General features: G+C 70.1%; 22 protein-coding genes and 1 pseudogene. 11 read left to right on the top strand and 12 right to left on the bottom strand.

From position 1 onward, the window contains the following. The first annotated feature begins 212 nt into the window (after positions 1-212). The gene (locus JMJ55_RS16630; RefSeq protein WP_202826701.1) at positions 213-959 is read left to right on the top strand and encodes a Crp/Fnr family transcriptional regulator; all 747 of its coding nucleotides are present in this window, start codon (positions 213-215) and stop codon (positions 957-959) included. A gap of 138 nt (positions 960-1,097) precedes the next feature. Here the strand turns inward: JMJ55_RS16630 and JMJ55_RS32060 are convergent, their stop codons facing one another. The 4 genes and pseudogenes from JMJ55_RS32060 to JMJ55_RS16645 all read right to left on the bottom strand — a co-directional run bounded on the left by JMJ55_RS32060 (position 1,098) and on the right by JMJ55_RS16645 (position 4,785). Then, positions 1,098-1,517 carry a DUF6894 family protein gene (locus JMJ55_RS32060; RefSeq protein ID WP_407927544.1) on the bottom strand — a complete coding sequence of 140 codons (420 nt, stop codon included), beginning with the start codon at positions 1,515-1,517 and terminating at the stop codon, positions 1,098-1,100. A gap of 578 nt (positions 1,518-2,095) precedes the next feature. Further along, positions 2,096-2,746 (bottom strand): annotated as a pseudogene (locus JMJ55_RS16635) (magnesium chelatase domain-containing protein); the annotation flags it as partial. Between the two features lie 33 nt (positions 2,747-2,779). Then, entirely contained in the window at positions 2,780-3,760 is a 981-nt protein-coding gene (locus tag JMJ55_RS16640) for a dipeptidase (protein WP_202826703.1), read from the bottom strand. Continuing rightward, complete coding sequence (locus tag JMJ55_RS16645) at positions 3,760-4,785, bottom strand: histone deacetylase family protein (RefSeq protein WP_202826704.1); 1,026 nt, start codon at positions 4,783-4,785, stop codon at positions 3,760-3,762. Before JMJ55_RS16645 ends, JMJ55_RS16640 begins: the two co-directional genes overlap by 1 nt. Positions 4,786-4,870: 85 nt before the next feature. Between JMJ55_RS16645 and JMJ55_RS16650 the strand changes: the two genes are divergently transcribed. Genes JMJ55_RS16650 through JMJ55_RS16685 form a run of 8 tightly spaced genes read left to right on the top strand, consistent with a single transcriptional unit; the run spans position 4,871 to position 15,185 of the window. After that, a complete protein-coding gene (locus JMJ55_RS16650; protein WP_236033765.1) occupies positions 4,871-6,460 on the top strand; it encodes an ABC transporter substrate-binding protein in 1,590 nt (529 codons plus the stop codon). Next, a complete protein-coding gene (locus JMJ55_RS16655) occupies positions 6,460-7,446 on the top strand; it encodes an ABC transporter permease (protein WP_202826705.1) in 987 nt (328 codons plus the stop codon). The genes JMJ55_RS16650 and JMJ55_RS16655 overlap by 1 nt, the downstream gene beginning before the upstream one ends. Next, positions 7,443-8,288 (top strand): ABC transporter permease, encoded by an 846-nt coding sequence (locus JMJ55_RS16660; RefSeq protein ID WP_202826706.1) that lies wholly within the window; start codon positions 7,443-7,445, stop codon positions 8,286-8,288. Before JMJ55_RS16655 ends, JMJ55_RS16660 begins: the two co-directional genes overlap by 4 nt. Further along, positions 8,285-9,883: an ABC transporter ATP-binding protein gene (locus JMJ55_RS16665; RefSeq protein WP_202826707.1), complete on the top strand. Its 1,599-nt coding sequence runs from the start codon at positions 8,285-8,287 to the stop codon at positions 9,881-9,883. The genes JMJ55_RS16660 and JMJ55_RS16665 overlap by 4 nt, the downstream gene beginning before the upstream one ends. A 9-nt stretch (positions 9,884-9,892) precedes the next feature. Further along, entirely contained in the window at positions 9,893-11,185 is a 1,293-nt protein-coding gene (locus JMJ55_RS16670; protein ID WP_202826708.1) for an ArgE/DapE family deacylase, read from the top strand. 4 nt (positions 11,186-11,189) lie between these two features. After that, the gene (locus tag JMJ55_RS16675) at positions 11,190-12,449 is read left to right on the top strand and encodes a Zn-dependent hydrolase (RefSeq protein WP_202826709.1); all 1,260 of its coding nucleotides are present in this window, start codon (positions 11,190-11,192) and stop codon (positions 12,447-12,449) included. Further along, the gene (locus JMJ55_RS16680; protein ID WP_328702673.1) at positions 12,446-13,687 is read left to right on the top strand and encodes an allantoate amidohydrolase; all 1,242 of its coding nucleotides are present in this window, start codon (positions 12,446-12,448) and stop codon (positions 13,685-13,687) included. Before JMJ55_RS16675 ends, JMJ55_RS16680 begins: the two co-directional genes overlap by 4 nt. A 4-nt stretch (positions 13,688-13,691) precedes the next feature. Next, on the top strand, positions 13,692-15,185 hold the full coding sequence (locus JMJ55_RS16685; protein ID WP_202826710.1) for a M81 family metallopeptidase: 1,494 nt from the start codon (positions 13,692-13,694) through the stop codon (positions 15,183-15,185). A 6-nt stretch (positions 15,186-15,191) separates the two neighbouring features. On the opposite strand, the gene JMJ55_RS16690 is transcribed toward JMJ55_RS16685, so the two are convergent. From JMJ55_RS16690 to JMJ55_RS16715, 6 genes are all read right to left on the bottom strand, one after another. Further along, positions 15,192-15,602 (bottom strand): hypothetical protein, encoded by a 411-nt coding sequence (locus tag JMJ55_RS16690; RefSeq protein ID WP_202826711.1) that lies wholly within the window; start codon positions 15,600-15,602, stop codon positions 15,192-15,194. A 59-nt stretch (positions 15,603-15,661) separates the two neighbouring features. Next, entirely contained in the window at positions 15,662-16,591 is a 930-nt protein-coding gene (locus JMJ55_RS16695) for a sugar kinase (RefSeq protein WP_236033766.1), read from the bottom strand. Then, positions 16,591-17,220, bottom strand: coding sequence for a bifunctional 4-hydroxy-2-oxoglutarate aldolase/2-dehydro-3-deoxy-phosphogluconate aldolase (locus JMJ55_RS16700; RefSeq protein WP_202826712.1), 630 nt, complete (start codon positions 17,218-17,220; stop codon positions 16,591-16,593). The genes JMJ55_RS16695 and JMJ55_RS16700 overlap by 1 nt, the downstream gene beginning before the upstream one ends. 63 nt (positions 17,221-17,283) lie before the next feature. After that, a complete protein-coding gene (locus JMJ55_RS16705) occupies positions 17,284-17,568 on the bottom strand; it encodes a hypothetical protein (protein ID WP_202826713.1) in 285 nt (94 codons plus the stop codon). Positions 17,569-17,630: 62 nt separating this feature from the next. After that, positions 17,631-18,083: a DUF3429 domain-containing protein gene (locus JMJ55_RS16710; protein ID WP_202826714.1), complete on the bottom strand. Its 453-nt coding sequence runs from the start codon at positions 18,081-18,083 to the stop codon at positions 17,631-17,633. Beyond that, complete coding sequence (locus JMJ55_RS16715) at positions 18,076-20,706, bottom strand: glycosyltransferase (RefSeq protein WP_236033767.1); 2,631 nt, start codon at positions 20,704-20,706, stop codon at positions 18,076-18,078. The genes JMJ55_RS16710 and JMJ55_RS16715 overlap by 8 nt, the downstream gene beginning before the upstream one ends. A gap of 146 nt (positions 20,707-20,852) precedes the next feature. Between JMJ55_RS16715 and JMJ55_RS16720 the strand changes: the two genes are divergently transcribed. After that, on the top strand, positions 20,853-22,160 hold the full coding sequence (locus tag JMJ55_RS16720; RefSeq protein WP_202826716.1) for a hemolysin family protein: 1,308 nt from the start codon (positions 20,853-20,855) through the stop codon (positions 22,158-22,160). Between the two features lie 4 nt (positions 22,161-22,164). Here the strand turns inward: JMJ55_RS16720 and gpt are convergent, their stop codons facing one another. Together gpt and JMJ55_RS16730 are read right to left on the bottom strand one after the other, a co-directional pair. Continuing rightward, positions 22,165-22,638 (bottom strand): xanthine phosphoribosyltransferase, encoded by a 474-nt coding sequence (gpt, locus tag JMJ55_RS16725; RefSeq protein WP_202826717.1) that lies wholly within the window; start codon positions 22,636-22,638, stop codon positions 22,165-22,167. 1 nt (position 22,639) lies between these two features. Next, positions 22,640-22,981 (bottom strand): tRNA-binding protein, encoded by a 342-nt coding sequence (locus JMJ55_RS16730; RefSeq protein ID WP_202826718.1) that lies wholly within the window; start codon positions 22,979-22,981, stop codon positions 22,640-22,642. 115 nt (positions 22,982-23,096) lie between these two features. Between JMJ55_RS16730 and ggt the strand changes: the two genes are divergently transcribed. After that, entirely contained in the window at positions 23,097-24,710 is a 1,614-nt protein-coding gene (gene ggt / locus JMJ55_RS16735) for a gamma-glutamyltransferase (RefSeq protein WP_236033768.1), read from the top strand. Positions 24,711-24,713: the final 3 nt, after the last annotated feature.

Genomic DNA, 24,713 nt, shown 5'->3' on the forward strand with positions numbered 1-24,713 from the left:
GCGAACATTCTGAAGCAGGCGCTCACGCCGCCTGTGGCCTGGGGCCCTGGTGGTCCGGCCCGTTGATAATGGCGTTCACAATCACCGCCCGGTATCGGACTGAGGCGAATGCAGAATGCGGCTACAAGCAAACCATCGCCTGCTGACGTTCCTCGGCGGAAGCGATCGGGAGAGGCCTGGGCTCCCACCGAAATTCCATCGCGGAGCCCCGTATGGCCCTTGCTAACCAAACACCGCCGCGCACCCGGAACCGTTTACTTGCGGCCCTGCCGCCTGAGGACCTATGCCGGCTCTGGCCCCAGTTTGAGCCCGTTGAACTCGGCTTCCGCCGTATCTTGCAAGAGCCGGAAAAGCCGATCACTGCCGTCTATTTTCCCGAAAGCGGCTGGGCCTCGATGCTGGCCTATCTGGAGGACGGCGACGCGGCCGAGGTTGGGCTGATCGGCCGCGACGGCATGGTCGGGCTGCCGGTTCTGCTCGGCGGCGACAGCGACGACCTTGAGGCGATGGTGCAGGCACCCGGCACCGCTCTGCGGATGGATGCAGCAGCATTCCGCGAGGCGCTGGACAGCATCCCCGCTTTCCGCACCCTCCTGCTTCGCTACGCCCTGGTCCACCTTGGACTGGTGGCGCGCACGGCGGCCTGCAATGGCCGGCACCAACTTGACCAGCGCCTTGCCCGTTGGCTGCTGATGGCACATGACCGGACCGAAGGTGATGAGTTCCCGATGACGCATGAGCTTATGGCGATGATGCTCGGGGTCCGCCGCGCCGGGGTTACCGTCGCGGCCGGGCAGCTCTCGAAAGCGGGCCTGATCCGCTACAGACACGGCCGCATCGAGGTTACCGACCGCCCCGGCTTGGAAAATGCCACTTGCGAGTGTTACGGCGTGGTCCGCAGGGCATCCGATGCTTTGCTTGGGCGGGAGGACGGGACCACCGCTGTCTACCGCCGATAGGTGGCTGTCGCCGACCGTCTCCTCATCGGGCAACCCTTGGCATCCCACGCGGCCGGCCGCGAAGGTGCATTCGACTGCACCAAGGGGGTTCAGAAGTTTCACTGCAGAAATGTGAGTGCCTACCCCGCACCGGCTGGGTCATGGTTCTCCCCCGCGAAGGTGCTTGGGTCCGCTCAGAGAGACTTCTATGGTTGGACTTGCCGCGTTGGCCCAGCGCAAGATCCGGCAGCTTAATGACATGGTTGCTTGCAAAACAAGCCGACCAGCTTCGTCCCTAACATTCGCCACTAGTGTCTGCGCACCGAGCGTGGACGGGATATTCTTTGCGTATTCAGGAAGGAACTGCATCGCTTCGGCCTGCACATCCTCTATGCAAGCAATTTCTACGCCCTCGTCGTCCTCGTAGTGGTTTGCTCCGTCGTGCAAAGTCCAGAAATATCGCGGCATTTTCTGTGCCTGTCCGGAAAGGCTTGCTTGGGACCCGCTAGTGTCTACGTCAAAATACCGCCCGCGTCTGTGCGGTAACCCGCTGTCGTATAGGAGCACGGCCGAGACCATCGTTGGCCGCGCTGGTTGCGAAAGTGGTGGTATCCAGCCCTGAAATGGAAGCGCCAACGCGTTCGGGCGTGACCGTAACCCGAGGCAGGAAAAGCTTGGGCTGAGCCAGGGAACTCGCAACAAACGCGAATCCTAATGGCCGCTTTATGTTATAATATTGCGCGCATCCTTTCGGGCCGTTTCGCAGTGGTTGCGTTGGCACCGCCTAGGCTGCCACTGTTGCCCGCCGAGGAGTCACAAATCCAGCGGGAGGGCTTGCCGATGTCCATACTTGGCGAAGTGCATGCAGCACGCGCTGCGATGCTGAAGCGGCTGCGGCAGGAGGATCGCCGGATCGCTTTGCTCGTCATCGGAGGCGCCATACTTCTCATCGCGGCGGCAGCATCATACCCGGTTCTAACGGCTCTGCTACGCTAGTTCTGGGCCGACCACGGGATCCAGTGAAGGCGGATCCTGATACGCCTAGGCATGGGCGCCCAGGCTTGGTCACAACACGCCCCAGCTTGATTGCGAGAGCGGGACGCCAGCTAGGCGGGGCCGTCGACGGACACATCGTGAGGAAGCGGTTCTTTTGTCATTGACCTGAACAGGTTATGGCCGCCGGCCGCTGCCACTTCCAGCGCCCGCTTGGCGCTTTCCTGCCCCTTCACCTCGGAGAGGCAGGGGCCACGCGGCGCGGCGGCCTCGGGCGGGGGCGGCTCCGGCGGGGTGAGCACCTGGATGCCGCGGAAATGGTTCATCAGCGCCAGCAGGTCGGGCGCCGCCAGTACCTCCACCCGGCCCGCCCAGGCCGCCTCGCCGCCCTGGCTGGCCGGGCAAATCAGGCCGAGATCGCGGGCCGAGGCGCCGAGCGCCGCCGGCAGCACCCCCGCCACCGGCCGGATGGCGCCATCCAGCGACAACTCGCCGAGCGCCGCATAGCCCGCGACCTCCTCGCGCGGCAGCACGCCCATGGCGGCCAGCACGCCGAGCGCGATGGGAAGGTCGAAATGCGAGCCTTCCTTGACGATATCGGCCGGCGCCAGGTTCACCAGCACCCGCTTCGGCGGCAGGGACAGGCCGAGCCCGACCAGCGCCGCCCGCACCCGCTCCCGGCTCTCGGCCACCGCCTTGTCGGGCAGGCCGACCACGAGGAAGGCCGGCAGGCCTGAGGCGAGCTGCACCTCCACCTCGACCGGCATGGCCTCGATTCCGGAGAAGGCGAAGGTGGCTATACGGGCAACGGTCATGCGCCCGCGAGATTATATTATTCCGATTTTACATCAATCGGCGATGGCGAGGGCCCGGCGCCACAGGCGGAGGAAATTGCCGGACCAGAGCAGCCCCAGCTCCCGCTCCCCATAGCCGCGCCGGGCCAGCGCCGCGGTGAGGTTCGGCGTCTCCGCGGCATTCTGCCAGCCCTCCACCCCGCCGCCGCCATCGAAGTCGGAGGAGAGGCCGACATGCTCGATGCCGATGCGGCGGACGGCATGGTCCACATGGTCGGCCATGTCCTCGACGCTGCCGGGATTGCGCTGGCCTTCCGGCGTGGGGCGGAGGAAGGCGGGCACGGCGGTAATCTGTGCCAGGCCGCCGACCGATTTCAGCGCATCGAGCTGTTCGTCATCGATCCCGCGCGGATGGTCGTGCAGGGCGCGGCAGGCGGTATGCGTGGCGACGATCGGGGAGCGGGAGAGGTCTGCCGCCTGCAGCATCCCGCTTTTGGCCACATGCGAGACATCGACCAGCATCCCGGCCGCATTCAGCGCCGCGATCGCCTGCCGCCCGAGCGGCGAGAGCCCGCCATGCTCGGCCGGCGCATCACCCAGGCGCTGCTGCGGCCGGGCGCTGTCGGCCAGGTCGTTATGCCCGTCATGGGTCAGGGTCAGGTAGCAGGCGCCGAGCGACCGCCAGCGCGCCGGCACCGAGAGGTCATGCCCCATCGCATAGCCATTCTCGACCGCTGAGAGTACGGCGAGCGCGCCGGCCGCATGGCAGGCCTCCAACTCATCCGGCGTGGCGCAGAAGCGGTGCGCCTCGCCATCGGCCCGGTCGCGGATATGGCGGAGCATCGCCTCCGCCCGCTCGGCCGCCGCCGCATGGCCCGCCGCATCGCGCCGACCCTGGCCGACATAGGCGATGAAGATGACGGCGTTCAGCCCGCCGCGCTGCATCTTCGGGAAATCGACCCGCATCGGGCCTTCCGCCAGCGGGTCGGGCGGGTCTGGCCAGCGGATATCGACATGGGTGTCGAGGGTGAGCATCACGCCCCGCCCCAGCCGGTGAGGAAGCGTTCGAGCAGGCTGCCCATCACCTCCACATTATAGCCACCCTCCTGGATGACCGCAGCGGGGAGGCCAAGCCCGGCGATGGCGGCGCCGGCGCGGGCGAAGCCATCCGCCGTGACCTTCAGCAGGCCGAGCGGTTCATGCTCGCTCGGGTCGAAGCCAAGCGAGACAACCAGCGCCTCGGCGCCGAAGTCGCGGGCGGCGCCGATGCCGGTGGCCACGGCCTCCAGCCAGCCGGCATCGCCGGTCCCGGCCGGGAGGGGCAGGTTGCGGTTGGTCCCGGCGGGGCCGGTCTCCTCGGCATAGCCGGTGAAGAAGGGATAGTATTCCGACGGGTCGCCATGAACCGAGACGGTCAGCACCGACGCATCCTCCCAGAAGATGCCCTGGGTGCCGTTGCCGTGGTGGCTGTCGATATCCAGCACCGCGACACGCTTCGCACCCGCCCGGCGCAGCGCGGCGACGGCGATGGCGGCGTTGTTCAGGTAGCAATGCCCGCCCGCCCGCGCGGCATAGGCATGGTGCCCGGGCGGACGGCACAGCCCATAGGCCGCCCGCCCCGCCGCTGCTTCCGCCGCCGCGGCGAGGGCGACGCCGGCCGCGGCCCGGCTCGCCTCCCAGGTGCCGGCGCCGATGGGGCAGGAGGTGTCGGCCGTATACCAGCCGGCCTGGCCGATGATGCCGGCCGGACGGCGGCCCCCATTCGACAGCGCATCAGCGGTCGCATGGGTGTTGCCAACCACCTCCTCGCCCGGATTCGGCAGGGCGCGCCAGGCGGCGAAGGCGCCCTCGAGGAAGTCGATATAGTCCGGCGCATGCACTGCCTCAATCGCCGCGCGGTCCGGCGCCGCCGCCGTCTCCGGCGCGAGGCCGAGGCGGTGCAGGGCGCCGAGCAGGGCCTCGGCCCGGGCCGGCACCTCGAAATTCGGCCGGAGCTGGCTGCGCTGGAGGAAGAAGCGCGGCTGGTGCCGCATCTGGTCGGGATGGAAGAAAGCGCGCATGGCCGGGAGGCTAGCAGCGGATACGCCCTTGTCCATGCGCCGAACGGGCCGTTAGCATCCGCACAATTCACCCTGGGAGATCACAATGACCGTTTCGCGCCGTGGCCTGCTGGCCGCGTCTGCCGCCGCGCCTGTGCTCATGCGGGTGCAGGATGCCCTGGCCCAGGGCATCGCCCCGCGCCGTGGCGGCACGCTCACCTCGATCCTGTCGCCGGAGCCGCCGGTGCTGCAGATCGGCGTGAACAACCAGGGCCCGACGCTGGTCGCCGCCGGCAAGATCTTCCAGGGGCTGCTGACCTTCAGCCCGACGCTGGAGCCGATCCCGGTGCTGGCGAAGAGCTGGACCATCAGCCCGGATGGCAAGGAATACGTCTTCAAGCTGCAGGAAGGCGTGAAATTCCACGACGGCCATCCGATGACGGCGGATGACGTCATCTTCTCCATCATGAAATTCCACATGGAGGTGGCGCCGCGGGCGCGGGCCATCTTCGCGCTGATCGAAAAGGCGGAGGCGCCGGACCCGCTGACGGTGCGCCTCACGCTGAAGCAGCCCTTCCAGCCCTTCCTGCTGATGTTCGACAACAGCGCCTGCGCCATCGTGCCGAAGCACCTGTTCGACGGGCAGGATTACCGCACCGCGCCGGCAGTGCAGCGGCCCGTCGGCACCGGGCCCTTCCGCTTCGCCGAATGGCAGCGGGGCAACTTCATCAGGCTGGAGCGCTTCGCCGATTACTGGAAGCCGGGGCAGCCCTATCTGGATGCGATCATCTACCGCATCGTCCCCGACAGCCAGAGCCGGCGCCTGGCGCTGGAGACCGGGCAGGTGCTGCTCACCCAGGGCAGCGATATCGAGCCCTTCGACGTGCCGGCGCTGCGGTCGCGGCCGAACCTCGAGGTCTCGACCAAGGGCTGGGAGTATTTCTCGCCGCTCGCCTGGATTGAGCTGAACCATCGCGTGAAGCCGCTCGACGACGTGCGGGTGCGGCAGGCGATCAGCATGGCGCTCGACCGCAATTTCATCACCCAGCGGCTGTGGTTCGGCGTCGGCAAGCCGGCGACCAACCCGATCGCCTCCACCACCCGCTTCCATGATGCGAGCGTAAAGATCGCGGCGCATGACGTGAAGGCCGCCGCGGCGCTGCTGGATGCCGCGGGACTGAAGCCGAATGCCCAAGGGGTGCGCTTCACCCTGAAGCACCTGACCCTGCCCTATGGCGAGGTCTGGTCGCGGCTGGCCGAATATCTGAAGCAGTCGCTGCGCCAAGTCGGCATTGCGCTCGAACTGGAGAGCACGGATGCCGGCAGCTGGGCCCGCCGCGTCGGCGCCTGGGAGTATGATACGACGATCAATTTCGTCTACCAGTTCGGCGACCCGACCCTCGGCGTGGAGCGGACCTATGTCTCCTCCAACATCCAGAAGGTGACCTTCACCAATACCGGCGGTTATTCCAACCCGAAGGTCGATGAGCTTTTCGCCACGGCGCGGAACTCGGCGGATGCGAAGGACCGGCAGGCGGCCTTCAGCGCGGTGCAGAAGATCCTCTGCGAGGAAGTGCCGCAGATCTGGCTGATGGAGATGGCCTTCCCGACCATCCATGACAAGAAGGTGCGCAACGTCGTCACCACCGGGCTCGGCGTGCATGCCAGCTTCGACGATGTCTTCCTGACCGCCTGATGGAAGCCTCGAAGCTGCCCGGCTTCCTGCTGCGACGGATGGTGAAGGCGGCGATCGTCGTGCTGGCGATCGTCGTCTGCAACTTCCTGCTGGTGCATGCGGCGCCGGGCGACCCGGCCAGCGTCATCGCCGGGCAGTCCGGCGTGGCGGATGCGGTCTTCCTCGAGCAGCTGCGGCGGCAATTCGGGTTGGACCAGCCGCTGTACGTCCAGCTCTGGATCTATCTGAAGAGCGTGCTCTCGCTCGATCTCGGCTTCTCGCACCGGCAGCAGGCGCCCGTGGCACAGCTCGTGCTTGAACGGCTGCCCGCGACCCTGCTGCTGACCGGGGCGGCCTTCGCCTTCGCCCTGGCTGCCGGAGTCACGCTGGGCGCGTTGGCGGCGCAGCGGGTGGGGCGCTGGGCCGACAGCGTCATCACCGTGGTGGCGCTGACCTTCTACGCGACGCCGCTGTTCTGGGTGGGGCTGATGCTGGTGCTGGTCTTCTCGGTCTGGCTGGAATGGCTGCCGAGCTTCGGGATGAGCAGCGTCGGCGTCGAGATGCAAGGGCTCGAGGTCGTGTGGGACGTGGCGCAGCACCTGCTGCTGCCGGCACTCACCCTCGGCCTCTTCTACCTCGCGGTCTATGCGCGGCTGACGCGGGCGACGATGCTGGAGGTGGCCGACCAGGATTTCGTCAAGACGGCGCGGGCCAAGGGCGTGCCAGAAGGGCGCATCCTGCGGGCGCATGTGCTGCGCAACGCGCTGCTGCCGGTCATCACCTTCGCCGGCATCCAGGCGGGGCAGCTGCTCGGCGGCTCGATCCTGGTGGAGACGGTCTTCGCCTGGCCGGGCATCGGGCGGCTGGCCTTCGAGGCGCTGCTGGCGCGGGACTACCCGGTGCTGCTCGGCGTCTTCTTCTGCACCAGCGTCATGGTCGTGCTGTTCAACCTGCTGACCGACCTGCTCTACGCCGTCATCGATCCTCGTGTGGAGGTTGCGGGTTGAGGGATTTCTGGAGGCGCTTCCGGCGCAACAAGGGCGCGGTGGTCGGCCTCGTCATCCTGCTGCTCGTGGTGGTGCTGGCGGCGACGGCGCCCTGGCTCTTTCCCGGCAGCCCCTGGGACATGGCGGGTGCGCCCTTCTCCCCACCTGGGGAGATGGGGATGCTGCTCGGCACGGACAGCCTTGGGCGCGACGTAGCGGCGGGGATCGCGCATGGGGCGCGCATCTCGCTGCTGGTCGGCGCGGTCTCGACCGTGGCGGCGCTGCTGGTCGGCGTGACGCTCGGGGCGGTGGCCGGCTATCTCGGCGGCTTCGTGGATGATGCGGTGATGCGCTTCACGGAGTTCTTCCAAACCATCCCGAGCTTCGTCCTCGCCATCCTGCTGGTGGCGATCTTCACGCCCTCCATCGGCTCCGTGGTCTTCGCTATCGCCATCGTCTCCTGGCCGCCGGTGGCGCGGGTGGTGCGGGCGGAGTTCCTCTCGCTGCGCGGGCGGGAATTCGTCCAGGCGGCGGAGGTGCTGGGGAAGTCGCGGCTCTCGATCGTGCTGACGGATATCCTGCCGAATGCGCTCTCGCCCATCGTCGTGCTGTCCTCGCTGATGGTCGCTTCGGCGATCCTGCTGGAGAGCGCGCTGAGCTTCCTCGGACTCGGCGACCCGAACCTGATGACCTGGGGCTTCCTGATCGGTTCCGGTCGCAGCGTCATCCGCCTCGCCTGGTGGATGAGCGTGTTTCCCGGCGTTGCCATCTTCCTGACCGTCCTGGCGCTGAACCTGGTGGGGGAGGGGCTGTCGGACGCGCTGAATCCGCGCCTCGCCCGGCAGCGCGGAGGCGCGGCATGAGCCTGCTGCGGGTCGAGGGGCTGACCGTCGCCCTGCCGCCGGGCGGCGACCGGCCGCATGCGGTGGAGGATGTGTCCTTCCATGTCGATGCGGGGGAGATCCTCTGCGTCGTTGGCGAGAGCGGATCGGGCAAGTCGATCAGCGCCAATGCGGTGATGGGGTTGTTGCCGAAGGGGCTGCCGGTGCGGTCCGGGGCCATCAGCTTCGAGGGCAGGGACCTGCTGTCGCTTGGGGCGGAGGCGATGCGGAGGCTGCGGGGCCAGCGCCTCGCCATGATCTTCCAGGAGCCGATGACGGCGCTGAACCCGCTGATGCGGGTGGGCGACCAGATCGCCGAGGTGCTCCGCGTCCATGGCAGCGGTGCCGATGCGGCGAGGCGGGTGCCGGAGCTGCTGGCGGCGGTGAACCTGCCCGATCCGGCCGCCATCACCCGGAGCCACCCTTTCCGCCTCTCGGGCGGGCAGCGGCAGCGGGTGATGATCGCCATGGCGCTGGCGCTGGAGCCGGCGCTGCTGATCGCCGACGAGCCAACCACGGCGCTCGACGTCACGACGCAGATGCAGATCTTGCGGCTGATCCGCGAGATCCAGTCCCGGCGCGGCATGGGCGTGCTCTTCATCACCCATGACTTCGGCGTCGTCGCCGAGATCGCCGACCGGGTCGCGGTGATGCAGCGCGGGCGGATCGTCGAGCAGGGGCCGGCGGCCGAGGTGCTGAATCGGCCGCAGCACCCTTATACGCGGGCGCTGATCGCCGCCGTGCCGCATGGCGCGGCGGAGGCGCGGGCGGCAATCGCCACGGCGTCGGTGCTGGAGCTGCGCGGCGTGGAGAAGACCTATCGCCGCGGCGGGTTCTTCGGCGCGCGGGCGGTGGTGCGGGCGGTCCATGATGCGGATTTCGTCCTGCGGCGGGGCGAGACGCTGGGCTTGGTCGGCGAGAGCGGCAGCGGCAAGTCGACGCTGGCGCGCTGCGTGGTGAAGCTGGTGGAGCCGGAGCAGGGGACGATCGCCTATCACGGGACCGATCTGCGGCCGCTCTCGCGCGCGGCCTGGAAGCCCTATCGCCGGCGCATCCAGATGGTGTTCCAGGACCCCTACGCCTCGCTCAACCCGCGCCGGACCGTGGGCGACACCATCGCCGAGGGGCCGGTGACTCATGGGGAGCCCCGCGGCAAGGCGCTGGAGCGGGCGCGGGAGCTGCTGCGGCTGGTCCAGCTCGACCCCGGGGCGATGGACCGCTATCCGCATGAGTTCAGCGGCGGGCAGCGGCAGCGGATCGGCATCGCGCGGGCCCTGGCCATGGAGCCGGAGCTGCTGATCGCCGACGAGCCGGTCTCGGCGCTCGATGTCTCGGTACAGGCGCAGGTGCTGGCGCTGCTGGCGGAGATCCGCGCACGGCTGGAGCTGACCATGCTCTTCATCACCCATGACCTGCGGGTGGCGGCGCAGATCTGCGACCGGGTGGCGGTGATGCAGCGCGGGGCAATCGTCGAGCAAGGGCCGACTTCGGAGGTCTTCGCCGCGCCGCAGCACCCCTATACGCGGCAGCTACTGGACAGCATCCCGGGAAGGGGCTGGACTCCGCCGGAACTCTAGGGGGATGCCATGAGCCAGACACTCGATCCCGGCGCCCGCCGGGCGATCCTCGATGCCGTCGATGCGCTGCGCGACGAGAGCGTCGAGACGCTGAAGCGGCTGGTGCGCTGCCCCTCGACGCTCGGCAACGAGCAGTCCGCGCTGAGCGAGATGGCGCGGATCTATGAGGGGCTCGGCCTCGCGCCGCGGCGTGTGCCGACGGTTCCGGCGGAGCTGGCCGCGCATCCCGGCTTCTCGCCGCCGCTCATCTCCTATGAGGGGCGGGACAATGTGGTGGCGGTCCACCACCCGCGCGAGCGGCGGGGGCGGAGCCTCACCCTGCAGGGGCATGTGGATGTGGTGCCGGAGGGCGCGGCGGATATGTGGGCGACGCCGCCCTATGAGCCGGATATCCGCGACGGCCGCATGTATGGCCGCGGCGCGGGGGACATGAAGGCGGGCATCGTCTCCTACGTCACCGCCTTCAAGGCGATGCGCCTGGCCGGGCTGCAGCCGGCGGCCGAGGTGCAGATGCAGTCGGTGATCGAGGAGGAGTGCAGCGGCAACGGCGCGTTGGCCGCCATGCTGGCCCTGCCGAAGACGGATGCCGTCATCATCCCGGAGCCGGGGCCGGGGCTCGATGCGCTTTACACGGCGGAGGTCGGCGTCGTTTGGGCCTGGGTCACCGTCTCTGGCCGGCCGGCGCATGTGCGCGACATGCAGGCGGGGGTGAATGCGATCGAAGCGGCGACCATCATCGCCGGCGCCTTCAAGGAGTACGAGCGGGAGATGAACGACGGCTCCCGCATCCATCCGGCCTTCCGTGGCGTGAACCATCCGGTGAACGTCAATCTCGGCACCATCGAAGGGGGCGAGTGGAATTCCTCGGTCGCCACGCGCTGCCGCATCGGCCTCCGCGTGGGGGTGATGATGGGCTATACGGCGGCGCAGACGCGGGCGGATATCGAACGGCTGGTCGAGCAGGCGAAGCAGCATGAGCGGCTGCGGGGCGCCATGGTGAAGCTGGAGTTCAAGGGCTTCATGGCCGATCCCTGCGTCTTCGACACCGATGCCGCGATCGTGCAGCTCGCCCGCCGCTCCTATGCCGAGGTCACTGGCGGAAGCCTGCGCGACTACCCGGCGACAGGGCTGACGGATGGGCGCTTCTTCACCCTCTACCAGGATACGCCGGTCGCCTGCTTCGGCCCCGATGCGGTCGATATCCATGGCATCGACGAGAATGTCGGGCTGGACAGCATGCACGGCATCACCCGCACCATCGCCTTGTCCATGGCCGAATGGTGCGGCATCGAGAAGGCCTGATCCCATGTCCGCATCCAACCTTCCGCTCTCCGGCACCCGGCTCTGGGAGAGCCTGATGGAGATGGCGAAGATCGGCGGCACGCCGAAGGGCGGCTGCAACCGGCAGACCCTGACCGACCTCGATGCCGAAGGGCGCGCGCTGTTCCAGCGCTGGGGCGAGGCCTGCGGGCTGACGCTGACCGTGGACCGGCTCGGCAACATGGTCTTCCGACGGGAGGGGAGGGACCCGAACCGCGCGCCGGTCGCCATCGGCAGCCATCTCGACACCCAGCCGACGGGCGGGAAGTTCGACGGCGTGCTCGGCGTGCTGGCAGGGCTCGAGATCATGCGGGCCCTGCATGAGGCGGGCGCCGAGACCGAGGCGCCGCTGCTGCTGATCAATTGGACCAATGAGGAAGGTGCGCGCTTCTCCCCGCCCATGATGGGCAGCGGCGCGGCCATGGGCCTTTTCACCGAAGCCGAGATCCTGGCCAAGCGCGCCGCCGATGGCGCCGTCTTCGGCGAGGAGTTGAAGCGCATCGGCTGGCAGGGCGAGGCGGATCCGGCCGAGCTGCAGAAAGTCGCCGCCTATCTCGAACTGCATATCGAGCAGGGCAAGCTGCTGGAGGATGCCGGGCTCGATGTCGGCATCGTCACCCATGCCCTGGCGCAGAGCTGGTTCGAGGTCACAGTCGAGGGCGAGGATGCGCATGGCGGCTCGCCCATGGCCGGGCGGCGCGATGCGATGATGGCCGCGGCGCCGCTCATCGCGGCAGTGGAGGACATTGCGCTCAAGACCCTCGCCCCGAATGGCGAGCCTGGTCGCGGCACGGTCGGCGTGGTCGAGGTCTATCCGGCCTCGCGCAATGTCGCACCGAGCCGCGTCTTCTTCAGCGTGGATTTCCGCCACAGCGACCCGGATGCGCTCACCCGCATGGGAGAGGCGCTGACCGCCCGCGCCGCCGAGATTGCTGCGGCCCGGAAGGTGAAGGCGACCGTCGCGCCCTTCTGGCACTCGCCGCTGACGCCCTTCGATGCGACGCTGGTGGCCCGCGCGCGGGATGGCGCGACTGCAGGCGGGCTGAAGTTCCAGGAGATGCCGACCGCCATCGGCCATGACGCCGTCTATATGGCGCGGAAGGTGCCGACGGTGATGGTCTTCACCCCCTGCCATGGCGGCCTCTCACACAATGAGGCCGAGAGCATCACTCCGGACTGGGCCACCGCCGGGATGCAGGTGCTGGCCGATGCGGCGTTGGCGACGGCGGGCCTGGTCCGGCCGTGAACCTGCCGCTCTCGCCCGACCGGCTGTGGGACAGCCTGATGGCTATGGCCGCCATCGGCGCCACTCCGGAAGGCGGCTGCAACCGCCCGGCGCTTTCAGCCCTGGATGGCGAGGCGCGGGCGCTGCTGGCGGAATGGGGCAGGGCGGCGGGCCTCGATGTCTCGGTGGACCGGCTGGGCAACATGATGCTGCGGCGGGAGGGGCGCGATCCGTCCCGCCGGCCAGTGCTGGTCGGCAGCCATCTCGACACCCAGCCCACGGGTGGCAAATTCGATGGGCCCTATGGCGTGCTGGCCGGGTTTGAGATCCTGCGCGCGTTGCAAGAGTCGGGCGCCGAGACCGAGGCGCCGATCATCCTGGTGAACTGGACCAGCGAGGAGGGCTGCCGCTTCAGCCCCTCGATGATCGGCGCCGCCGGTGCCATGGGCGTGCTCAGCGAGGCCGAGGTGCTCGACCGCCGCGCCATCGATGACGGCGAGCGCTATGGCGATGCCCTGGCCCGCACCGGCTGGGCCGGCAACGCCGACCCGGCCGCGCTGCGCGACGCCAGCGCCTATTTCGAGGCGCATATCGAGCAGGGCCCGGTGCTGGAGGCGGAGGGCTACGACCTCGGCATCGTCACCGGCGGCTTCGCCACCGAGCGCGCCATGATCGGCGTCCGTGGCAAGGACAGCCATGCCGGCACCACGCCGATGGAGATGCGCCAGGACGCGCTGCTCGCCGCAGCGGAGATGATGGTGGCGGCGGAGCGCATCCTGCTCTCCCGCGCGCCGGAGGGGCGCTGCACGGTGAACCGCGTGATCGTGGAGCCGGGCGCCGATGGCGTCGTCCCCGGCGGCGCCCGCTTCGCCATGGATTACCGCCATCCGGAGACCGGGACGCTGCAGGCGCTCTGGGCCGCGGCGGATGCCGAATTCGCCGCCATCGCCGCCCGCCGCAAGGTCGCGGTCTCGCGCGAGACCTATTGGGCCTTCCCGCGCGTCGAATTCGATACGGTGCTCACCGCCCGGCTGCGCGCCGCGGCCGCTCGCCAAGGGGTCCGTCACCGCGACATCCTCAGCGGCGCCGGGCATGATGCCTATCACGCCGCATCCCGCATGCCGGCGGTGATGCTGTTCATCCCCTGCCATGGCGGCATCAGCCACCACCCGACGGAATCGATCTCCCGCGACTGGGCCGAGATCGGGCTGCGGGTGCTGGCCGATGCCGTGATCGAAACCGCCAACGCCCCAGGATAAACCCATGCGCATTGCCATCGGCGGCTTCCAGCACGAAAGCCATTCCTTCGCCCCGCTGCCGACCGGCTGGCAGGAATTCCTCCGCCCCGGCGGTTTCCCCGGGCTGCAACGCCCGGCGACGCTGATCGAGACATTGCGGCCGACCTCCGTTCCCTGCGCCGGCGCGATCGAGGTGGCGGAGGCGGCCGGCGCCAGCATCGCCCCGCTCACCTGGTGCTTCGCCAATCCCGCCGGCCCGGTGACGGCCGAGGCCTTCGAGCGCATCGCCGCGCTGATGCTCGCCGCCCTCTCCGATGCTCTGGAGGAGGGGCCGCTGGACGGAATCTATCTCGAACTCCACGGTGCCATGGTCGCGGTCGGCTTCGACGATGCCGAAGGCGAGCTCCTGCGCCGGCTGCGCGCCGTGGTCGGGCCCGAGCTGCCGATCACCGTCAGCCTCGACCCGCATGCCAATATGACTCGGCAGATGGTCGATCTCGCCGATGCGCTGGTCCCCTATCGCACCTATCCGCATGTGGACATGAAGCCGGCCGGCGCCCAGGCCATGCGCCTGCTGCTGGAGCGCATCCGTCGCGGCAAGCCCTGGGCAAAATCCTTCGCCGAGGTCGATTTCCTCATCCCTCTGACCATGCAGTGCACCATGGTCCCGCCCATGTCCTCGGTGCTGGAGGAGCGGGAGCGGCTCGCCGCCGCGCATGGCGCCGCCGAGCTCGCCTTCTGCTTCGGCTTCCCCTATGCGGATTTCCCCGGCTGCGGCGTCGCCATCGCGGCCTATGCGGATACCCAGGCGGCGGCCGATGCCGCCGTCGCCGGCCTTAAGTCCTATATGGACGCGCATGAGCCGGAATTCGCTGGCGGCGTCGCCCCGGCGGCCGAGGGCGTCGCCCAGGCCATCGCCATCGCCCGCAGTGCCGCGAAGCCGGTGGTAATGGCCGATACCCAGGATAATCCTGGCGGCGGCGGCCATGGCGATACCACCGGCCTGCTCGCCGAGCTGATCCGCCAGGATGCGCAGGGCGCCGTGCTCGGCCTGATCAACGACGCCGAAAGCGCCGCCGCCTGCCATGCCGCCGGAGTCGGGGCGACGCTCGAGCTCTCCCTCGGCGGCAAGAGCGACGGCGCCCCGCTTCCCGTGACCGCCACGGTGGAGGCGCTGACCGATGGGCGCTTCATCTGCACCGGGCCGATGGGCAAGGGCAACCCCGCCGATCTGGGCCCGACCGCGCTGATCCGCGTCGCCCCGGGCGTCCGCGTCATCGTGGTGACGCGGAAGATGCAGGCGCTCGATCAGGCGCTCTTTACCCATATCGGCGTGCAGCCGGCCGAGCAGAAGATCATCGCGCTGAAGTCGAGCGTGCATTTCCGCGCCCATTTCCAGCCGATCGCTGAGCAGGTGCTGGTCGTCGCCGCGCCCGGCCCGGTGGTGGCGGATCCGGCCACGCTGCCCTTCACCAATCTCCGCCCGAGCCTGCGGCTGCGGCCCGGCGCCAATCGCTGACCCTGGCTAACGCGGGCGGGCGCGCATCGCCTCCGCCCGTTGCGCCAGTGCCGAGCCTTCCGGCCCGGTCAGGAATCCCGTCGCTCGCTCTATTTCCGGCCGCCTGGCGGCGCACCACCGGTTGCGGTCCGCCTGGTGCCGCGCATCGAATTCCGGCGGCGCCATCGCACGCAGGAAATCGTCCCGTGCCGCTGTGCCGCCCTCGCGCTCGCGCTGCTCGATCGCCGCCGCCTCGATCCGCGCCGCGCGGTCGAGCGCGGTGACCGGAACGGGGATGCCGCAGGCCTGCCCGGCGCGCACGGCCTCACCCAGCACCGGCGCGTTGGCCGCCACCTCCCCCAGCTCGGGGGGCGGCGTGGCGACCGGCGTCTCGGCGCAGCCGGCGAGCAGGAGGATAAGGCCCAGGGTGCGGCGCATCGCGAAGCGATAGCGCGGCGCCATACCGGACGACAACGGCGTGTTGTCGTAATGAAGCGTCAATCTGGGCCGGCGAGCAGCGCCTCGACCTCCGACCGGCGAGGAATTGGCGCCACCGCGCCATAGCCGGTGGTGGAGAGCGCTGCGGCTGCATTGGCATAGCGCGCGGCCTCGAGCGGATCGGCGCCCTCGACGAAGCGCGCCAGGAAGGCGCCGGCGAAGGTGTCGCCCGCGCCGGTTGCATCCACCGCCCGGACCTTGCGGCCGGGAACCAGCACCCGCCCCTCCGGCCGCGCCACCAGCACGCCCTCGGCCCCAAGCTTCAGCAGCACCAGGGGGCAGCCGAGGCGGAGGTAGAAATCGGCGATCGCCTCCGGCGCCCCCAGCCCGGTCAGCACCCGCGCATCCTCGAGCGAGGGCAGCGCCACATCCGCGCTGGCGATGGCACCATGGATCACCGCCGCCGCCCGCGCCGCCGGCCAGAGGCGGAGCCGCAGATTGGTGTCATAGGAGACCCGGATCCCCGCTGCCTTGGCGGTGCCGATCGCATGGAAGACCGCGTCGCAGGCGCTGGCCGAAATCGCCTGGCTGATGCCCGAGACATGCAGCAGCCGCGCCGCGCGGATCGCCGCCTCAGGCACATCCTCCGGCCGGTAGCGGCTGGCGGCGCTGGCGGTGCGGTAGAAGGTGAAATCGTGCCCGCGCTCGTCATGGGTGACGACATACATCCCGGTCGGCGCATCCGGGTTGCGCAACACGGTCTCGGTCGAGACGCCCTCGCGCCCCCAGAGCGCCATCAGCCCATCGCCCGGCCGGTCGGTGCCGATCGCAGTGACATAGCCCGCGCTGGCGCCGCTGCGGGAAGCGGCGATGGCCGCATTGCTGGTGTCGCCACCGAAGCCCTCGAGGTAGAGCACGCGCCCATCGGGGCCGGGCGGCTGCTGGTTCAACTCCAGCATCGGCTCGCCCATGCAGAGGATGTCGGGCATCAGGCCTGCTCGATCCCCAATGCCTCATGCGCGGCACGCATGATGGCGGGCTTGTCGCCGGCGGCGATCCGCGCCTCATCCACCAGCTTGCCGCCGATGCCGACGAAGGCGGCGCCGGCCGCGAGATAGGCCGGGGCATTGCCGGCATCGACGCCGCCGGTCGGGCAGAAGACCGCCTGCGGGAAGACCGCCCGCACCGCCTTCACATGGCCCGGCCCGCCGGCCGAACTGGCGGGGAAGATCTTCACCACATCCGCCCCGGCGGCCAGCGCCGCGCGAATCTCGGTCGGTGTCATCGCCCCCGGCATGGCGGCGGCGCCGGCGGCGCGGGCGAGGCGGATGACCTCCGGATCGACCCAGGGCGTGACCAGGAAGCGCGCCCCGGCGGTGAGGCAGGCCTCGGCGGCGGCGGCATCCGGCACCGTGCCGGCCCCCACCGTCAGCCCCGGCTCGCCGGCAAGCTCGCGGATGATCGCTACCGCATCCGGCGTGGTCAGGGTCAGTTCCAGCACGGTGAAGCCTGCCTCGCGCAGCCAGGCGCAGGCGGTGATGGCATGCGCGGCGGTGGAGGTGCGGATGACCGGCACCACGCGGGCCCGGCGCAGGACCGGCAGCAGGGGATGGCTCATGACTTGGCGCTCCGCTCTTGCGGTTATCGGGGCGGGTTTTCCGCCCGGCCGCAAGGGGGTGCGTCAGGGCTGGGCCAGAGTCAGCATGAGATCGGCCGTGGCCTCGAGCTGCCGGGCCTGGGCGCCAGCCTCGGCGAGCGCCGCCTGGGTCTCCTGTAGCCCGCCGGCATAGGCTTCGAGCGAGCCGCCGAGACTCCCGACCGCGCCGGACAGCGCGCCGAGTTCCTGCCGCAGCCCGGCGACGGCGGCAGCCTGCTCGGCGAGCGCGGCATCCAGGGCCCGCAGCGCACGCCGCAGCCGGTCCTCGGGCTTTTCGGGGAAAGGTAGGATGGCGGCGGTCGGGGTCATGGCGAGCGCTCTCGGGAAATGTCTAATAAAATGTAAATCGTCTCATGGCGCCGCGTCCAGCGTTAACCGCCCTGCATTGCTGCCGCCGTGCCGGCCAGAAGGCAGGCGGCGGCGCCGAGGCTCAGCCCCCAGCGCAGCCGCAGATAGGGCAGGGGCACCAGATCGGCCCGCGCCGCGAGCGACTCGCCCGCCGCGGTCAGCAGGATGCCGCCGGCCAGCAGGCCGAGGCCCGGCACCGGCGGCAGCAGCATCGCCGCCCAGGCGAGCAGCGCCGGCAACACGCCGAGGCCGAGCCGGGGCGCGGCCGCATCGATCTCGGCCGGCGGCGCATTCAGCGCCAGCCCCCAATGCACCGCACCGAGAAAGCTGAGGATCACCGCCCCATAGGTGGCTAGGGCAAACAGCGCGAGGCCCCGCCATTCCGGCGGCGCGAACCAAGCACCGAGCGCCGTGCCGAGGAAGGGCAGAAGACCCGCGAGGCCGAGCCAGCGGGTGGAGGAGGGGATGTCATGCATCGCCGGAAGATCGGACCCTTCGCCACCAGCGCAAGGCAGAGGGGCGTACACTCGGCCTCGCTTGCCGGGCCGGCCAGGCCGCGATCAGGCTCATCGCCACCGCCGCCCAGCCGGGCAGCGACTGCACCAGCAGCAGCAGGCACCAGAGCCGCGCCTCCGCGGTGCCGAGCCCATGCACCAGGGCCACGCCGAGCGCCGCGGTCCCGAGGCCGAGGGCAAGCGCTGCCTCGGGCCAGGCCATGCCGAGCCCGGCCAGCAGGGCCGGTGCCCGGACCAGCTTCGGCGTGCGCCGGAAGGGCAGCCGCCGGCCGAGCAGGGCCAGCAGCACCGTCCGCCCCGTGCCATGGGCGAGGGCCAGCCCGGCCAGCATCGCCCCCAGCCGGTCCGACCAGCCGCAGGGCACCCGCGCCGCATAGATCGCCCAGACCCGCGCCAGTCGCACCAGGAAAAGGCCGAGCGCCGGGAGCAGGAAGAGCAGGATCGGGAATTCCGTCCGCACCGGCGCCAGGATCAGCCCCGCCGACCAAGCCAGCGCGAGCAGCGCCATGGCGAAGCCCATCGCATCGCCCAGCCAGGCCGCCCAGCCGGTGGCGAAATGCCAGCGCTGCCCGCGCGTCAATTCGCTGCGGCGGGGGTTCGCCAGCGCCCCGGCATGGCGGCGGAGGATCTGCACCGCCCCATGCGCCCAGCGCTGCCGCTGCCGGCACCAGGCGGCGAAATCATCGGGCATGAGGCCCCGGCCCAGGCTCTCGGGCACATAGATGCCGCGCCAGCCGCCGCGCAGCAGGCGCAGGCCGAGCTCGGCATCCTCGCAGATGCACCACTCGGCCCAGCCGCCCGCCTCCTCCAGCGCCGAGCGCCGGATCAGCACCATGGTGCCATGCTGAATAATGGCGTTGCGCGCCGCCCGGGTGACCATCCCGGCCTGGAAGAAGCCGGCATAGTCCCAGAAGAGGAGCCGCTTGAAGACGTTCTCGCCGCCATCCCGGTAGTCCTGCGGGTTCTGGGTGAAGCCTATGGCGGGATCGGCGAAATAGGGCGCCATCCGCCGCGCCCAATCCGGCGCCACGACGTAATCAGCATCGATTACGCCGACCAGCTCGGCCTCCGGCGCCGTCGCCCGCAGCGCCGCGTTCAGCGCTCCTGCCTTGAAGCCCGGCCAGGGGCCGAGACGGAGGAAGCGGAAGCGCGGCCCGAGCCGGGCGCAGAGGCGCTCCACCGGCTGCCAGAGCGCCGGGTCGGCGGTGTTGTTCTCGACGACCAGCACCTCGAATTCCGGGTAGTCGAGGGCGGCCAGCGCCTCCAGCGTCTGTCGGACCAGGGCGGGCGGTTCATTGCAGATCGCCAGATGTATCGAAAGCCTGGGCAGCGGGGCCCTGGCCGGCGGCATGGGCGGCGGGGCGAGGGGCGCCCAGACCGTCTCCGCCAGCTCGAACCCCTCGGCCAGCAGCAGCCCGAGCAGCAGCCCTTGGCCGAGCAGCAGCAGCAGCCAGACCGCCGCCGCCAGCCCATCCAGATAGGACCCGGCCATGGCCAGCGTCACGCCGGCCATGCCGGCGACCATCCCCTGCGCCAGCCCGACCAGCACCAGCTTGCCCGGCAAGCGGATATCCGGCCGCCGCGCGAGCAGCGGCCCAGACAGCAGCGCCGAGGCGAGGCCGGTCCCTAGGGCCCAGAGCGGCCAGTCCGGCACCTCCTGCACCGGCCCCGCCAGCGGCCATTTCGGCTGGCGGTCGAGGTCGAGCAGCCCCCAATGTCCGGCCGCCCGCCCCTCGAAGCTGACCTTCCAGGGCTGATCGAAGGCCTCCATCAGGAAATAATTCAAGCCACCGGCTCCGGCCGCCGCCAGGAAGCCGCGGACGAAGCCCGCCTGGTTGAGGCGGGAGCCCCGGGCGGCGCCGATATCCCGCCCCGCCGAGGGCCAGCCGACCTCGCCGATCAGGATCGGCTTGCCGGGAAAGCGGGCCGCGACGGCACGATACTTTTCCAATGTGAAGCGCAGCGCCGCCTCGACCGGCAGCCCTTCCCAATAGGGCAGCAGATGAATGGTGACGACATCCACAGCCGCGGCCAGATCGGGATGGGCGAGCCAGACATGCCAGGGCTCGGCGGTCGAGAGCGGCCGGCCTGGCCCCGCCGCCCGCAGCGTCCGCAACCGGGCGATCAGCGCCGCCGGGGTGAGGTCGCCGCGCAGCACCGTCTCGTTCCCGACCATCAGCAGGTCGACATTGGGCGCCGCCGAGGCAGCCGTCAGCCGGGCTAGCTCCGCCGCATCCCCCGGCCCGCCATCGAGCCAGGCGCCGAGGGTGACGCGCAGCCCGGGCGCCGCCTCCGCCGCCAGGCCAGGGATGCGGTCGAAGCCGCCGCCCACCGTATAGGTGCGGATGCGGCGGGTGAGAGGGGCGACGCGGCGGAGGTCCCCGGCGATCTCCTCGGCGCTCGGCCATTGCCCCTCCGCCCCCTGGCCGCGCTGATAGGGGGCGAAAGCGAGGCCGCCGACCGGCCCGTGCCAATCGGGCGGTGCCACGGGCCGGTTCCAACCCCACCAGGCCAGGCCCTGGATGGCGCCGACCAGGGCCAGGACGAGCAGGGTGGCCAGCTGGCCTCGGGCGCGGGCGGTCATGATCGGCCTTGGGCTCCGGGCATCTCCGGGGCTGGAGCGCGCCCGGTGCCGCCGCGCCCCAGCCGCTCGCGCGGACATGATCGGGCGGCGGGCGCTACCGCAAGCCGCCGCCACCGCGTAGAACCGGCCGGAGAACGGGAAACCCGATGGCAATCTTTTTCGAGCTGGCGATTCTTCTGCTGCTGGTGGTGCTGAACGGGGTCTTCGCGATGAGCGAGCTGGCCATCGTCTCCGCCCGCCGGGCGCGCCTGCTCGCGATCCAACGCCGCGGCAGCCCGGGCGCCGATGCCGCGATCGCCCTGGCCGAGGATCCGCAGCGCTTCCTCCCGACGGTCCAGATCGGCATCAGCCTGGTCGGCATCCTGGCCGGCGTATTCGGCGGCGCCCGGCTGGCCGGGCCGCTGGCCGAGGTGCTGGCGGCGATCCCCGGCTTCTCCCCCTTCGCCAATGAAGCCGCCTTCACCCTGGTCGTGCTCCTCATCGCCTATGCCAACCTGATTATCGGGGAGCTGGTGCCGAAGCAGCTCGCGCTGCGCGATCCGGAGCGGGTGGCGGTCGCGGTCGCCCGGCCGATGGTGATGCTGGCCCGCATCACCAGCCCCATCGTCTGGGTGCTCAGCCTCTCCTCCAACCTCGTCCTTCGCCTGTTTGGGGCGGCCAAGCCGGCCGAGCAGTCCGTCACGGAGGAGGAGGTGAAGGCGGTGGTGGCCGAGGGCGCCGAGACCGGCGCGCTGGAGCATGAGGAGCGGCACATGATCGAGCGCGTGCTGCGCCTGGCGGACAAGCCGGTGCGGGCACTGATGACCCCGCGCAACGACGTCGCCTGGATCGACCGCAACGCCTCGCCACAGGATATCTCCGCCGCGCTGCGGGCCCAAGGGGTGACCCGCTTCGTCGTCGCCGAACGGCGGATCGACAATGTGGTCGGGGTCGTGGTGGCGAAGGACCTGCTGGACCAGGCCCTGGAGGGCCAGCCGCTTTCGGTGGCCAAGGCGCTGCGCCAGCCACTGGTGCTGCCGGACAACCTCAACGCGCTCGATGCGCTCGACCGGATGCGGCACGACACCATCGGGATCGCGGTCGTGCTGGACGAATATGGCAGCTTCGAGGGGGTGGTGACCGCCTTCGATCTGCTGGAGGCGATCATCGGCGAACTCGGCCCGGCCGAGACCCCGCAATCCCTGGGCGACCCGGTGACCCGCAGCGATGGCAGCCTGCTGCTGGAGGGGATGATGCCGAGCGACGAGCTCCGCGCCCGGCTGGACCTGCCGCCCTTGCCCTATCAGGGCAGCTACCACACCGTCGCCGGGCTGATGCTGGCCCTGCTCCGCCGGGTGCCGCGCGAGGGCGACCGGATCGTCTGGGCCGGCTGGCGGTTCGAGATCGTCGATATGGACGGGCGCCGGGTGGACAAGGTGCTGGCCCGGCGGGAGGAGGCGACGGGGGCGGGCTAGGAGCCTACTTTGCCTTCCTGGCGATCGGCGCGACGAATTGCGCCTCGGTATCCCAGGGAAACAGGATCCAGGTGTCCTGGCTGACCTCGGTAATGAAGGTATCGACCAGCGGCTTCCCCGCCGGCTTGGCATAGACCGTCGCCAGATGCGCCTGGGGCAGCAGGCGGCGCACCACCTTGGCGGTGGTCCCGCTATCGACCAGGTCGTCGATCACCAGCCAGCCCGTGCCGTCGCCGGCGGCGACGGGCTGCTTCACCACCTGCGGCTCGCCCATCGCCTCCTCGTCATAGGTGACGACGGAGACGGTCTCCAGCAGGCGGCATTCCAGCTCCCGCGCCACGATCGCCGCGGGGATCATCCCGCCGCGTGTGATGGCGACGACGCCCTGGAAAGGTCCATGTTCCATCAGCCGCCAAGCCAGGGCCTTGCTGTCGCGGTGCAGCTGCTCCCAGCCGACGGTGTAGTATTTCCCGGCCATCTCAGAACATTCGCCCGCCATTCGGCACGGCGAGGTCGGGCCGCAGCAGCACCACCGCGCCGTTCACGTCCGGGACGCCGAGGACCAGCACCTCGCTCATGAAGGGGCCGATCTGCCGGGGCGGGAAATTCACCACCGCCACCACCTGCCGGCCGATCAGCTGGTCCGCCTTGTAGTGCAGCGTGACCTGGGCCGAGGACCGCTTGACCCCGATCCCGGCCCCGAAATCCACCCAGAGCTTGATCGCCGGCTTCCGCGCCTCGGGGAAGGGCTGGGCATCGATGATGGTGCCGGTGCGGATGTCGACCCGTTCGAAATCCGCATAGCTGATGGGGTCGGTCATGCGTTTCACTTAACCTGGGCCTGGAGAACGGGGCAAGGCGGCTTGCCGAAGCCGCGCCCTGCCGCCACAAGAGCCCGATCCGGAACGCCCAAGGTCCAGAGGACGAAGCAGCCCCATGAAGCGCGATTTCCACGCCCCCGGCCGCAGCGCCGTCTATGGCACCAAGGGCATGGCCGCCACCTCCATGCCGATCGCTACCTTCACCGCGCTGGAGGTTCTGCAGCGCGGCGGCAATGCGCTGGACGCTGCCATCGCCGCCGTCGCCGTCCTCGGCGTGGTGGAGCCGCAGAGCACCGGCATCGGCGGCGACTGCTTCTGCCTCTATGCCCCGGCCGGCACGGGCAAGGTCATCGCCCTGAACGGCTCCGGCCGCGCCCCGGCCGCCGCGACGCCGGAGGCGCTGCGGGCCCGCCAGGTCAACACGCTGGTCCATACCTCCCCGCATGTCGTCACCATCCCGACCGCGGTTTCGGGCTGGGAGCTGCTGAACAAGACCTATGGCCGGAAGGAGCTGGGCGAGCTGCTGCGCCCGGCCATCCGCTGCGCCGAGGAGGGCTGGCCGGTTCATGCCCGGGTCGCCTCCGACTGGGCCGCGGCCGCTGGCAAGCTGCGCGGCAACGAGGCCTCGGCCCGCCGCTTCCTGGTGGATGGCGAGGCGCCGAAGATCGGCCACCGCTTCCTCCAGCCGGAGCTCGGCAAGACGCTGCGCGCCATCGGCGCCCAGGGCGCCCGCGCCTTCTATGAGGGCGAGATCGCGGCCGACATGGTCGCCACGCTCCGGGCGCTGGGTGGCCTGCATACCGAGGAGGATTTCGCCCGCAGCCTGCGCGGTGCCGAATTCGTCGACCCCATCAAGACCGCCTGGCGTGGCATGGAGGTCTATCAGTGCCCGCCCAACGGCTCGGGCCTGCATGTCCTCCAGCTCCTCGGCATCCTCGAGGGCTTCGAGACGCCGGAAGCGGGGCCGCTCAGCGCCGAGCGCTATCACCGCCATATCGAGGCGGCGCGGCTGGTCTATCGCGACCGCGACGCCTTCCTCGCCGATCCGTCGCAGGTGGATGTCCCGGTCGAGGCGCTGACCGACAAGGCCTATCTGTCGCGCCTGCGCGGCCTGATCAGCGATGAGCGGGCGATGAAGCTGCTGCCGCCGGCCGGCACCAGCGACCTGGCGAAGCACAAGGACACCGTCTACCTCTGCGTCGTCGATGAGGAGGGCAATGCCTGTTCCTTCATCAACAGCCTGTTCGAGAGCTTCGGCAGCGGCATCCTGGCCGAGAAGTCGGGCGTCATGCTGCACAACCGCGGCTTTGGCTTCCGCCTGCAGGAAGGCCATCCGAACTGCATCGCGCCGAACAAGCGGCCGATGCACACCATCATCCCGGGGATGGTGATGAAGGATGGCGAGGCGATCATGCCGTACGGCGTGATGGGCGGGCATTTCCAGCCCATGGGCCAGACGCTGTTCCTGACCAACCACTTCGAATTCGGCCTCGACATCCAGGAGGCGCTGGATTGCCCGCGCCTCTTCCCCGCGCCGGGCAAGGGCGCGGTGGAGCTGGAGCGGGGCATTCCCTCGAGCGTCGTCGATCGCCTCAGCCGGATGGGCCATGAGGTGGCGCTGATGGACAAGCCGCATGGCGGCGGCCAGGCGATCTTCATCGACCGCAAGGCCGGCACCCTCATCGGCGGCAGCGACCCGCGCAAGGATGGCTGCGCCCTGGGCTTCTAGACC

The organism is Belnapia mucosa (assembly GCF_016775475.1).
In the GTDB taxonomy this organism is placed as follows: domain Bacteria; phylum Pseudomonadota; class Alphaproteobacteria; order Acetobacterales; family Acetobacteraceae; genus Belnapia; species Belnapia mucosa.